The 12,149-nt window shown below is 72.6% G+C and carries 11 protein-coding genes; 5 read left to right on the top strand and 6 right to left on the bottom strand.

Going from position 1 to position 12,149, the window contains the following annotated elements:
- Window positions 1–124: 124 nt before the first annotated feature.
- On the bottom strand, window positions 125–1,918 hold the full coding sequence (locus ACWEVO_RS03775; protein WP_452306029.1) for a sulfatase-like hydrolase/transferase: 1,794 nt from the start codon (window positions 1,916–1,918) through the stop codon (window positions 125–127).
- On the opposite strand from ACWEVO_RS03775, the gene ACWEVO_RS03770 reads away from it, so the two are divergent.
- Window positions 1,872–3,011, top strand: coding sequence for an ABC transporter permease (locus tag ACWEVO_RS03770; RefSeq protein ID WP_452306028.1), 1,140 nt, complete (start codon window positions 1,872–1,874; stop codon window positions 3,009–3,011). The two genes, ACWEVO_RS03775 and ACWEVO_RS03770, sit on opposite strands and share 47 nt — an antisense overlap.
- An 81-nt stretch (window positions 3,012–3,092) precedes the next feature.
- On the opposite strand, the gene ACWEVO_RS03765 is transcribed toward ACWEVO_RS03770, so the two are convergent.
- Both ACWEVO_RS03765 and ACWEVO_RS03760 read right to left on the bottom strand, forming a co-directional pair.
- A complete protein-coding gene (locus tag ACWEVO_RS03765; protein WP_452306027.1) occupies window positions 3,093–3,908 on the bottom strand; it encodes an alpha/beta fold hydrolase in 816 nt (271 codons plus the stop codon).
- A 12-nt stretch (window positions 3,909–3,920) separates the two neighbouring features.
- Window positions 3,921–4,586 (bottom strand): DUF4097 family beta strand repeat-containing protein, encoded by a 666-nt coding sequence (locus ACWEVO_RS03760; RefSeq protein ID WP_452306026.1) that lies wholly within the window; start codon window positions 4,584–4,586, stop codon window positions 3,921–3,923.
- Between the two features lie 237 nt (window positions 4,587–4,823).
- On the opposite strand from ACWEVO_RS03760, the gene ACWEVO_RS03755 reads away from it, so the two are divergent.
- On the top strand, window positions 4,824–5,573 hold the full coding sequence (locus tag ACWEVO_RS03755) for a helix-turn-helix domain-containing protein (protein WP_452306025.1): 750 nt from the start codon (window positions 4,824–4,826) through the stop codon (window positions 5,571–5,573).
- Window positions 5,574–5,680: 107 nt separating this feature from the next.
- On the opposite strand, the gene ACWEVO_RS03750 is transcribed toward ACWEVO_RS03755, so the two are convergent.
- On the bottom strand, window positions 5,681–8,368 hold the full coding sequence (locus ACWEVO_RS03750) for a helix-turn-helix transcriptional regulator (RefSeq protein WP_452306024.1): 2,688 nt from the start codon (window positions 8,366–8,368) through the stop codon (window positions 5,681–5,683).
- 98 nt (window positions 8,369–8,466) lie between these two features.
- Between ACWEVO_RS03750 and ACWEVO_RS03745 the strand changes: the two genes are divergently transcribed.
- Window positions 8,467–8,877 carry a hypothetical protein gene (locus ACWEVO_RS03745; protein WP_452306023.1) on the top strand — a complete coding sequence of 137 codons (411 nt, stop codon included), beginning with the start codon at window positions 8,467–8,469 and terminating at the stop codon, window positions 8,875–8,877.
- A 213-nt stretch (window positions 8,878–9,090) separates the two neighbouring features.
- Here ACWEVO_RS03745 and ACWEVO_RS03740 read toward each other — a convergent pair whose 3' ends face one another.
- Both ACWEVO_RS03740 and ACWEVO_RS03735 read right to left on the bottom strand, forming a co-directional pair.
- Window positions 9,091–9,684: a hypothetical protein gene (locus tag ACWEVO_RS03740; protein ID WP_452306022.1), complete on the bottom strand. Its 594-nt coding sequence runs from the start codon at window positions 9,682–9,684 to the stop codon at window positions 9,091–9,093.
- A gap of 85 nt (window positions 9,685–9,769) precedes the next feature.
- On the bottom strand, window positions 9,770–10,624 hold the full coding sequence (locus ACWEVO_RS03735; RefSeq protein ID WP_452306021.1) for a helix-turn-helix transcriptional regulator: 855 nt from the start codon (window positions 10,622–10,624) through the stop codon (window positions 9,770–9,772).
- Window positions 10,625–10,724: 100 nt separating this feature from the next.
- Here ACWEVO_RS03735 and ACWEVO_RS03730 point away from each other — a divergent pair, with 100 nt between their 5' ends.
- Together ACWEVO_RS03730 and ACWEVO_RS03725 are read left to right on the top strand one after the other, a co-directional pair.
- Window positions 10,725–11,489 (top strand): SDR family oxidoreductase, encoded by a 765-nt coding sequence (locus tag ACWEVO_RS03730; RefSeq protein ID WP_452306020.1) that lies wholly within the window; start codon window positions 10,725–10,727, stop codon window positions 11,487–11,489.
- Between the two features lie 75 nt (window positions 11,490–11,564).
- Window positions 11,565–11,942 (top strand): DoxX family protein, encoded by a 378-nt coding sequence (locus tag ACWEVO_RS03725; RefSeq protein WP_452306019.1) that lies wholly within the window; start codon window positions 11,565–11,567, stop codon window positions 11,940–11,942.
- The last annotated feature ends 207 nt before the right edge of the window (window positions 11,943–12,149 follow it).

Genomic DNA, 12,149 nt, shown 5'->3' with positions numbered 1-12,149 from the left:
CGCCGCGCCTGGGGTCCGCCGCGCTGGCGGTCCGCACCGGGCAACGTCGGGGAAACTGCTGCCTCCCGGTGCGACGAGGCGGCATCTCCCGGGAAGATGCCGCCTCGTCGGCCGAGGGGGCGGATCAGTGGGCGGGGCCGAAGGCGCGGAGGAAGCGGTCCCGGAAGGTGTCCATCCGCCAGACCGGGGCCTGCGGGCCCGGCCGCAGGCCGGGCTGCCAGCGCCAGTCGGTGATCCGGTCCAGCACCCTGGGATCCTTCGCCACGATGGTGATCGGCACGTCCCGGCCGGCGCCCTCGCCGGTGACCGTGGCGGCCGGCTGGTGGTCGCCGAGGAAGACCAGCACCAGGTCGTCCCCGCCGTAGGTCAGCACGTACGACACCAGGGTGCCCAGGGTGTACTCGATGGAGTGCACGTAGTCCGCGCGGATCTGGCCGGTGTCACGCTGCACCACGTCCCGGGAGCCCCCGGTCCGGGTGGACGCCTCGTCGAAGACCGACCCGTCGCCGACCGCGTCCCACGGCACCGGCTTCGGGATGGCCGACCAGGGGGAGTGGCTTGAGACCAGCGGAATCTCCGCCATCAGCGGGGCGTGCGGCCGGGCCCGCTCGAGGCGCTGGAAGGTGGCCAGCGTGTACTGGTCCGGCATCGGCGCGTAGCTGAACTTCGGGCCGCGGTAGCCGAGCCGCTCGGCGTCGTAGTAGCGGTCGTAACCGAAGAAGGTCCGCTCCGGCCACGGCTGGGTGGCGGCCGGCAGCACCCCGACGGTCTGCCAGCCGGCCCGGTGGAACGCGCCGTTGAGGGTGAGCCGGTCCCCGGCCAGCAGGTCCCGGTGGCGCTGGTCGTTGTCGATCCACAGCCCGGAGAGCAGGGTGGCGTGCGCCAGCCAGCTGCCGCCGCCGAAGGTGGGCGAGGTGAGGAAGCCGCTCCGGGCGTCGTACCCGCCGGCGCGCAGTCGCCGGTAGCCGTCGTCGAGCACCGCGTCGACGCCCGGTGCGAGCTGTGGGTCCTCGACGGCGTCCCGCCCGTAGCTCTCCACGAACGCGAGCAGCACATCCTTGCCGCGCAGCCTGGTCAGCAACCGGTCGCCCGGCACGTCCCGGTACGTGTCGGTGGCGGCCTCCCCGGCGAACACCGCACGATCCCGCAGCCCGGCGCGGATCTGCCCGGCGTGCGCGGCCAGCAGGGTGGCCGCCTCCCGGTCGGCCACCGGCACCCCGGCGGCCAGCCGGACCCCGAAGAGGGCACAGCCCAGCCAGACCACGGCCAGGGCCGCGACCACCCGGGCCGACGCGGCCCGGTGCCGGGCCAGCAGCCGGGTCAGCCGCAGCATCGCCACGGTCACCAGCACCAGCAGGCCGACGGCGAGCAGCACCGCCCCGGCCGCCGCGGTGAGCGCGGCAGCCCGGCCGGCCGAGTCGGTGAGATAGCCGAACGCGTCGTCGAACAGCCCCCAGTCGAGCAGCACGTCGAACGGCCGGCCACGGGCCAGGAAGAAGCCCATGTCGAGCAGCTTCAGCACGGCGAGCAGGCCGAGCAGCAGCCCGCCGAGGGCGGCGACCGGCCGGCGCGCCCGAGCCGGGAGGACGAGCAGCACCGCCGCCGCGACGAGCGCCTCGACCGGGAGCCGCAGCACGGCCGCGGGCCCGATCCGGTCCAGCTGGTCGGGGACCACGAGCGCGGCCCCGACCAGCAGCGCGGCCAGTCCGGTGAGGCCGGCCGCGGCGATCCGGCGGCGGCCCCGGAACGGCGCGGTCACCGCGTCCGGCGCAGACGGGGCGAGCGAGATCGACTCGAGTGCCGCCTCGTCCGGCGGTCGTGTTCCGCGGTGCGTGGGCAACCCCTCCCATGGGGCGGCGTCGGCCTCGGCCGTGCTGCGCACCCGGCCGCTGCGGGCGTTCCTCTCCGCGCTGGGCATCGCGATCGGGATCGCCGCGATGGTGGCGGTGGTGGGGATCTCCGCGTCGTCGCGGGCGGAGCTGGACCGCACGCTGGCCCGGCTCGGCACCAACCTGCTCACCGTCAGCCCCGGCAACACGCTCTTCGGCGACAACGCGCAGTTGCCGACGGAGTCGGTGGCGATGATCGGGCGGATCGGGCCGGTGCGGAAGGTCGCGGCCACCGGGCTGCTCGCAGACGCGCGGGTGTACCGGTCGGACCTGATCTCCCGGGGCGAGAGCGGCGGGATCGCGGCCCGGGCGACCGGCCTGGAGCTGCGGGACACCGTCGGGCTGGAGCTGGCGAGCGGCACTTGGCTCAACGCCGCGACCGCCCGCTACCCGGCGGTGGTGCTCGGTGCCACCACGGCCCGGCGGCTGGGCATCGGCACCGCCGGACCGGACGTGCAGGTGCAGATCGGCAACCGGTGGTTCACCGTGGTGGGGATCCTGGCGCCGGCGCCCCTCGCGCCGGAGCTGGACCTGTCCGCGCTGGTGGGCTGGGAGGCCGCCGCCTCGTACCTGGGCTTCGACGGGCACCCCACCACGGTGTACGCCCGCACCTCGGACACGGCGGTCGAGGCGGTCCGCGCGGTGCTGGGCGCCACGGCGAACCCGGAGTCGCCGGACCAGGTGAAGGTGGCGCGGCCGTCCGACGCCCTCGCCGCGAAGCAGGCCACCGACGAGGCGTTCACCGGGCTGCTGCTCGGCCTCGGCGCGGTCGCCCTGCTGGTCGGCGGCGTCGGGGTCGCGAACACCATGGTCATCTCGGTGCTGGAGCGCCGCCCGGAGATCGGCCTGCGCCGGTCGCTCGGCGCGACCCGCGGCCAGGTGCGCACCCAGTTCCTGGCCGAGTCGCTGCTGCTGTCCGCCCTCGGCGGGATCGGCGGGGTGCTGCTCGGCAGCGGGGTCACGACGGCGTACGCGTTCTCGCAGGCGTGGCCGTCCGTGGTGCCGGTGTGGGCGGTGGCCGGCGGGATCGGGGCGACGCTGCTGATCGGGGCCCTCGCGGGGCTGTATCCGGCGATCCGGGCGGCCCGGCTCGCGCCGACCGAGGCGCTCGCCACGCCCTGACCTGCGGCCGAGGGTCCTGGCGGGTTGTGGCCGATCACCCGGGCCACAACCCGCCAGTTGGCCGGTCCGCCGGCCGTACCGTCACTGCCCCCGGTGGTCGAGGGCTGCGACCTCGCGGACGGCCGCGGCGACGGCCGGGAAGTCCTTCTTGAGGATCGCGCCGTGGTTGCTGGTGACCTTCGCACCGATTTCGATGTTCGGGTTGCGGGCGGTCACCGCGTCGAGGCTGGTGCGGATCCGTTCCTGCTCGTCGCCGCGGCTGCCGAACGACGTCCCCGAAGCGACCACGTACCGCACGGGGACGGTGATGCGGTCCAGCACCGGGCCCAGCTCGCTCTCGCGGGAGAGCCGGCCGAGCTCGATGTTGCTGTTCGCCTGCTCTTCGGCGGTCATCCGTGGGGCGAGGCCCGTCGGGCGCAGCAGCGGCAGGAACCAGCTCATCCGGCGGAACAGCTTCCGGATCCGCTGCTCCATGGCCTCGTCGAGCCAGTCGTACGGGAACGCGCCGTCGACCAGGATCGCGCCCACGGTACGGTCCGGGTTCCGGCTGGCCCAGTGCGCCGCGACGACCGCGCCGTAGGACCAGCCCACCAGCAGCGCCCGGTCCACACCCCGGGCCGCGAGCACGGCGTCGACGTCCCGGACGGCCACCTCGAAGGAGTAGTCGGCCGACCGCTTCGATCTGCCGCGGGCCCGTTCGTCGTAGGTGATGTGCCGCCACCCCGTGCCCAGTTCGGCGATGACGCGCCGCCAGTACCCCTGGGTGGCGAACTGGCCGTTGAGGTAGACCACCGGGACTCCGGGGCCGCCGGTGTCGGTGACGGCCAGGGCGGCGTCGTCCACCGGCACCATGCCGGTCCACTTTGTACTGATCGGGGAAGTGCTGTTCTTCGTCATGGTTCTGCTCCTTCAGAGGCTGCGGGCGGTGATGTCGCCGTGGGAGGTGCTGGCCCGGATGTCGAGCTGGGTGGTGCCGTCGTTCTTGAGGGCGTTGCTGATGCGGCCGTAGCCGGTGCCGGCGTCCAGGGCGGCCGAGACGCCGGCGGCGGCGGCGATCGAGATGTCGCCGGACTGGGTGCGGAGGACCACCGTGCCGCGCACGGCCTCGGTGATCCGGATGTCGCCCCGGGCGGTGCTGATCTCCGCGGGGCCGTTGAGCCGGCCGACCTCGACGTCGCCGTCGATCGCGGTGAGGCGGAGGCTGGCGGCCTCGTCGATCTTGATCTGGCGGTACGCGCCTTCGACGCTGACGTCGCCGAGGCGGCCGACGCCGCGGAGCTCGGAGCTGGCGGACTTGGCCTCGATGCGGGAGCCGGCGGGCAGTTGGACGGTGACCTCCAGGGATCCGGAGGGGCCGAAGAGCTGGTTCCTGGGCTCGGAGGTGTGGATCCGCAGGACCCCGTCGGCGTACCCGACGGTGGTCCGCTCGGCGGTCTGGACGTCGCGGCCCTTGCCGGGGTCGGCGGGCCGGACCTCGACGGTGGTGTCGGCGCGGTCGGCGGCGATGACCTGGATGCGTCCGGCCGGGATGGTCAGGACGGCGGAGATCGGGGCGGGGGTGTCGAACTTCTGCATCATGCTCTCCGGTGCTCGTTCATTGTTTCCGATGTCAGAAACGCTACGTTGCTTTCCGAATCTGGGCAACGTACCTGTTGCACCGTATAGCAGTTTCAGCAGCTAGACGCGTCGAATTTGTTGCAACAGATCCCGAAGTAATGCAACGTTGGCCGCTCCCCGCATTGCAATGAGAAGGCGATGAACGCTATGGTGAGCGCGTCAGGGAACCACCGCAGGATCGACAGGGAGATCGCGATGCCGGGAGGCAGGCTCAGCCAGCAGGAACGCCAGCAGATCGCGCTGGGGCTGGCCGACAGCCTCCCCTACGCCGAGATCGCCCGACGCCTGGGCCGCCCGACCTCGACGATCACCCGCGAGGTGATGCGCAACGGCGGCCCCACCGCCTACCGCGCCGACCTGGCCCACCGTGCCACCGAACGCCGGGCGCACCGGCGCCGGCCCGCCGCCACCCGCGGGTCGGAGTCCGCCCCCCAGTCACCGGGACGCGACGCCGAGGCCGTGGCCGAGTACGAGGAGGCGCTCACCACCGTGCTCATGGCCTCGGGCCTGAACAAGATGGGAGCCCGGGTGCTGACCTGCCTCTTCACCACGGACGCCGGCAGCCTCACCGCGTCGCAACTCGCTCAGCGCCTGCAGGTCAGCCCGGCGTCGATCTCCAAAGCGATCGCATTCCTGGAGAGCCAGAGCCTCGTCCGGCGGGAACGCGACGAGCGCCGCCGGGACCGCTACGTCGTCGACGACGAACTCTTCTACCAGGCGACGATCGCCAGCGCCCGGGCCAACGACCAGCTCGTCGAGACCGCACGCCAGGGCGTCGCGGTCCTCGGTCCGCACACCCCGGCCGCCAACCGCCTGGAGAACATCGCCCGCTTCCTCGACTTCATCAGCGAAAGCATCACCCGCGCCGCCGAACAGGCCCGCGAAGTCCTCCACACCAGGCCCGACACGACCTCGAACGGCACCGGCATCCACCGACAGCCGTGATCGACGTGCCGGCGGTGAAGGCCCCTGGCCCGGCACGGCGAATCTCAGCGCCGGGGCGTTCCCCGGGCGACCCGGCGACCTGACCGACGATGCTGGACCGCCAGCTGTCAGCCGCGCCCCGGTGAGGACTCGACGATCGCTCCCAGCTGGGTTCGGGACGTGACACCCAGCTTGGGAAACGCCTTGTAGAGGTGGTAGCCGACGGTCCGCGTACTGAGAAAGAGCTGCGCGGCGATGTCGCGGTTGGAGGCGCCACCGGCCGCGAGCCGGACGACCTGCCGCTCCTGGGGGGTGAGCACGCTGAGCGGGTCTCCGGCCTGGCGCGGCGCTGCCGGCACGTCGCCGCTCGCGCGCAGCTCCGCGCGAGCGCGCTCGGCCCACAGCTGCGCACCGAGTCGGTCGAAGATCTCCAATGCGCCGCGCAGCTGCGTCCGGGCGTCGGCCCGCCGCCGTGCCCGCCGCAGCCACTCGCCGTAGAGGAGCCGTGTCCTCGCCAGCTCATACGGCTGGGGGTCGTCCTCATGGCGGCGTACGGCCTGCGCGAAGTGCGCTTCGTCCTCCTCGACGAGCGCGCGGCAGCGCAGGGCGATCGCGTCCGACGACGGCTGCCGGGCGTGCCGCGCCCAGGCCACGTACCGGGCGAGCGGCTCGGTTGCCTGCGCCGGCCGGCCGCTGCGGACAGCTGCCTCGACCTGGTCGGGGGCGCAGAGGACGGCGATGCCGGTCACCGGAATGGCCTCCAGTTGCCGCAGGGCGACGTCGGGCCGGCCCAGTCCGAGTTCGAGCAGGCCGAGCGCCCAACGCCCGATGGCTGCGGCAAGGGCCATGCCGTGCCTGTCGGCTCTGGCCACGCCTTCTTCGGCCTTCGCGCGGCAGCCCTGCACGTCGCCGAGGTGCCCGAGCACCCAGGCCAGCGAGCACGTGAGGTGACCGATCCGGTGCTCGTGCCCCAGCTCGGTGGCCAGCCGCAACCCTGCGTTCAGGGTCGCCGTGGCCTCGCCGTACCGGCCGAGCCATCCCTGCGCGAAACCGTGATCCTGGAGCGCGTAGGCGAGCCAGCCGATCATCCCGCTCGTCTGGCAGTCCGTCACGAGGCGGCCGGTGATCTCCTCCGCGAGGGTGGGCCGGCCGAGCGCGAGACAGAGTGAGGCGGTGAAGGTCAGCCCGGGTATCCCCAGCCCGGCGTGCTCGTGTCCGGCCACCGCCTCAGCCAGCAGGGTGATCCCGTCGCCGATGTCACCGTCCATCAGGCGGGCCAGCCCGAGTGCGCCGACGGGCAGCGGTGAATCGCGCTCGGGAAGGGCGCGCAGTCGGGTGGCGGCCTCCTTCGCCAGGCGCGTGTCCCCGGCGAACCAGGCGCAGCGGATGGCCTCCACCAGCAGCCAGGTGGCCTGCTCGGCCGATCGGGCCGCCACGCGGGGGACGCCGTCCATGATGGTCCGGGCCGCCGCGAGTGGCGTGCCCAACTCGAATTCGCGGTGGGCGCGTACCTGGATGAGCGCGGTGACCAGGTCCGGGTCGTCCACGTCCGGGGTGACGCTGTCGGCGAGCGCGGCGGCCCGAACCGTCAGTCCGGCGTCGCTCGCTGCCAGCGCGGCGGCGGCCCGGCGCCCGGATCGTCGTACCGGGTCGGGGGTGAGTTCCGCGGCGCGCTCGTAGGCGGCCGCGGTCGCGGCGTGGCCGCCGCGGGTGCGGGCCCGTTCCGCCGCGTCCGCCAACTCCTGCGCGATGTCCTCGTCGGGACCGAGTGCGCCGGCGGCCAGGTGCCACGCCCGCCGGTCGGCGGCGTCGACGGCCGGCGAGCGGGTGAGGGCCTCGGCAAGGGCCCGATGTACGGCGAGACGCCGGGTGGCCGGGGCGCGCTGGTAGGCGGCTGCCCTGATCAGCGGGTGACGGAAGCCGACGACGTTTCCCTTGATCTCGATCAGCCGGTGTCGTTCGGCCGTTCCCAGCCCGTCGAGGGTGGCGCCGGCAGCGGTCAGTGTCTCCAGCTCACCGCGGCCGTCCGCCGCCGCGATCAGCAGCGCGGTTCGCGCGGGCTCGGACAGGGCGGCGATCTGCGCCTGGAACGCCTCCTGGACCCGATCGGCGACGGGTATGGCACCCACCGGTGACAGTCGTCCCGCCCGCTGTTCTGCGCTGAGCGCGGCGGGCAGTTCGACGAGCGCGAGCGGGTTGCCGTCCGCCTCCTCGATGAGGAGTTCGCGCACCTGTGGTGGAAGGTCGGCGGGCAGCAGGGCGGCGGCGGCTGCCCGGTCGAGCCTGCCCAGCCGGCGTTCGGGCAGCCCTACGGCGGGGAAGCCCGCGCGGGCGGTGAAGATCATGACGACGCCTTCCGCCTCGAGGCGGCGGGCGGCGAACACCAGCGCGTCGATGGACGCCTGATCGAGCCAGTGCGCGTCGTCGATGAGGCACAGCAGCGCGCCGTCCCCGGCAAGCTCGGCGAGCAGGCTCAGCGTCGCCAGGCCCACCAGGAAGCGGCTCTCCGGGGCGACGTCGCCCAAGCCCAGCGCGGCGTTGAGCGCGGTGGCCTGCGCCGCGGGCAGCGTGTCGATCCGGTCGAGATCGGCGCGCAGGAGCAGGTGGAGCGCGGCGAAGGGCAACGTGGCCTCGGACTCGACACCGACACCGCGCAACACGCGCATACCCGCTGCCCGCTCGGCGGCGTGGTCCAGGAGCGCGGACTTGCCGATCCCCGCCGGGCCTCGGATGACCAGGGTTCCGCTCCGGCCGGCCCGGGCGTCCGCCAGGAGCCGCTCGATCTCCGCCTGCTCCCCGGCTCGTCCGTGCAACACAGCCAGGAAGCTACCGTCACGATGACTGATTCGGCTCCGCATGGTCCTCCGTAGCTTCGTGATCAACCGCACGTCAGCACTACGAAGGGACCGCCACGATGGCCACCGTCGCCAGCACCGTCCACCCCGCCGCCGACGCCAGACTGCTCCGCTTCGCCCTGAAGCAGGATGCGATCGGCTCCGGCGCCAACGGGCTCGTCTACGTCGTCGTCGCGGCGATCTTCGGCGAGATGTTCGGCCTCCCCGCGGCCTTCCTCTACCCGATCGGTGTCTTCCTGGTCGCCTGGGCCGCCGCGCTGCTCTTTCTCGCCGCGCGGGAGACGGTGGGCCGGGCCGCCGTGGGCGCGGTGATGGCCGTCAACATCGCCTGGGTGGCCGCGAGCGTCGAACTGCTCGTCGCCGGCTGGTTCCCGTTGACAGGCCTCGGCACCGCACTAGTGATCCTGCAGGCGGTCGTCGTAGCGGGCTTCACCGTCCTGCAGTTCGCCGGCCTCCGCAAGACCGGGTGAACCCGCCACGACCGATCAGCGCCCATTCCGGGAGGGTGGGCGCTGATTCACACCGGCATCTGTGATGGCGGCCCCGCTGCTTCGTAGCGCGTCAAGGCAGGAAACTCTCGGTGTCTGAGCTCCCGGCAGACGGCGAAATGCTCAACAGGTGACGGCACCATGTGGTGGATTTCTCTGGATGCTGGCCGCGTCCCGGTCAGTCATTGGACCGGCCTACCGCCCGCGCAGCCTCCCGACGATCGTCTGGCAGAAGGTGCGGGCGCCGCGGACGACCCCGCCGAGACGCGTCCGGTTCTGCTGCACGTACGTGAAGAGCAGCGCGCCGAGGAAGATCAACCCGGCCAGCCACGCCAGCCAGTCGCCGAGCGGGTCCAGCAGCGGCAGGGTGGCGATCAGGGCGGCGGCCGGGGAGAGCGGGAAGACCAGTTGCAACCCGAACTCGTACCGGAGGGAACGCACGTCCCGGTGCCGGGCGTAGAAGTTCTCCCAGGTGAGGATCCGCTCGTCGCCGGTGCACTCGACGGCGATCGGCCGCAGGACCTCGAGGATGTACCGGTTCGCCGCCTCCCGGTCGCGGCGGCGCCGCAGGATGGTGATGCCGGAGACGGCGGCCAGGATGGGCACGGTGAGCAGCAGGCGCGGGTCGGCGCGGTTCGCCACCACGAAGCCGAGGATCACGGCCACCACGGTCAGGTACGCGCCGACGAGGGCGTGCGACGCCGAGGACTTCTGCGCCACGACGGCGCGGATCGAGTTGTACTCGGCGATCAGCAGGTTCGTGCGGTTGTCCAGCCGAGCGCCGGGCACGCCATGTTCCGGCTGGGCAGACCCATGGTGAACCACGTCGTTCCATACCACGAGCCAATGATGGCAATGGATGGCAAAGGCGGCATCATCCCGGTGTCGTCCCGGCGGTGAAGCGCTCGTGGCCGAGCACGGCGAGCAGCCGCAGCTTCTCGTGACCCTCGCTGCGCGGCGGGGCGGTGAGCACGAGCAGCGCCTGGGACTGGTCCTCGGTGAACAGCACCTGGCAGTCCAGCTCGATCGGGCCCAGCTCGGGGTGGACGAGCGTCTTGTGGTCGGCGAACCGCTGGGCGACCTCGTGCCGCTCCCACAGCTCGACGAACTCCGGGCTCGCCTTCTGCAGGGCCCGCACCAGCTCGCCGGCGCGCGACTGCGGGCCCATCGACCCGTACGCGGCGCGCAGGTTGGCGACCTGGGCGCGGCTCTGCCGGTCCCAGTCGTCCTCCGGGTAGCGCAGCCGCTCGGCCGGGTCGGTGAACCACCGGTAGATCTCGCTGCGGGCCAGGCCGGTGTAGCTGGAGCGGTCGCCGAACAGCGCCTCGGCCATCCGGTTCTGCACGATGGTCTCCCCCAGGTTGGACAGGATCAGCGCCGGGGTGTCCTCCAGGCGGTCCAGCACGCGCAGCAGCGCCGGGGCCACGTGCGTGGCCGCGGACACCGGGGTGGGCGGGTTGTGCCCGGCCACCCGGAACAGGTAGTCGCGTTCCTGGCCGGTCAGGCGCAACGCCCGGGCCAGCGAGGCGAGCATCTGCCCGCTCGGCTGCGGGCCGCGCTGCTGTTCCAGCCGGGTGTAGTAGTCGGTGGACATGGCGGCGAGGGCGGCGACCTCCTCCCGCCGCAGCCCGGGTGCCCGGCGGCGGGCGCCCGGGGGCAGCCCGACGTCGCCGGGTTGCAGCGCCTCGCGGCGTCGGCGCAGGAAGTCGGCCAGGGCTGCACGGTCCATGAGCCCAGTATCCGGCCGCGGCGGGCGGGAACCAGGGATCCCGGATCCCCCGATAACCGATCTCTGCCCCCGGCCCGGGACGACCGGCGAAGCTCAGAGCATGAACATCTCCGGAAACACGATCTTCATCCCCGGCTCCACGAGCGGGATCGGTCTCGCTCTCGCGCTGGTGCTGCAGGCCAAGGGCAACACGGTCATCGTCGGGGGCCGGCGCACCGACCTGCTCGACATCATCGCCGCCGACTATCCCGGCCTCGACACGGTACGGATCGACACGGCCGATCCGGCGAGCATCGAATCGGCCGCGAAGCAGGTGCTGGCCAAGCACCCGGACCTCAACGTGCTGGTCACGATGGCCGGCATCATGCGGGTCGAGGACTGGCACCAGCCGGAGTCGTTCCTCGCCTCGGCCGAGTCGATCATCACGACGAACGTGCTCGGCCCGATCCGTTTGATCGCCGCCTTCATCGAGCACCTGCGTGCGCAGCCGGACGCGACGATCATGACGGTTTCGTCGGGTCTCGCGTTCGCGCCGCTAAAGGCCACGCCGAGCTACAACGCGTCGAAGGCGGCGATCCACATGCTCAGTGAGTCGATCCGGCTGCAGCTCGCCGACACCAGTGTGCAGGTGATGGAGTTGGAGCCGCCGGCGGTGCGCACCGCGCTGCTGCCCGGCCAGGAGAGCAGCGAGTTCGCCATGCCGCTGGACGAGTTCGTGGCGGAGGTCGTCGCGCTGATCGAGGCGCAGCCGGACGCCAGGGAGATCCAGGTCGAGCGGGTGAAGTTCCTCCGGTACGGGGAGGCGCGCGGTGACTACGACCAGGTCGTCGCCACCCTCAACCGGGCCGACCCGCACGGAAAGTGATCTTCCGGCACCTCACATTCCGAGGGGTCGTGTCGTCGGACTGCTGAGTCACCAAAATCTCGGCAAGGAGACGTCATGAATATCGCGTTGTGGGTCATTGCGGGACTGCTGGCCATGCTCTTTCTGGCCAGCGGCATCATGAAGCTGGTCCAGCCCAGGGAGAAGCTGGTGGCCTCCATGCCGGTCTTCGAGGCCTTCGGCGCCGGCAGCATCAAGGCCATCGGCGCTCTGGAGGTCCTGGCTGCGGTGGGCCTGATCCTGCCCGCCGTGCTGGACATCGCGCCGGTGCTGGTGCCACTGGCTGCCGTCGGTCTGGTGCTGCTGATGGTCAGCGCCTGCGTCGCGCACCTGCGCCGTCACGAGGCCCAGGGAATCGTGGTGACCCTGGTCCTGTTCGCCCTGGCCCTCCTGGTGGCCTGGGGCCGCTTCGGCCCCCAGTCCTTCACCGGCTGACCTGGCGCGACGAGCCATGACGTCGGGAGACGGCGGGCCGCCTCCGCCCTCGGCGTGGTGCAGGTCACCGGCGGTCCGACCAGCGCGGGCGGCAGGCATGGACGTGACGTAGGGAACAACCTGCGGCCGACCGATCCTGCCGGCCCGCGCCGGCTGGCTAGCGTGGAGGCAGCAGGGAGTCGCCCCCGACCCACCTCAGGCCTCGCG

Source organism: Micromonospora sp. NPDC003776, assembly GCF_053605645.1.
This window is presented reverse-complemented; position numbering and strand designations above follow the sequence as displayed.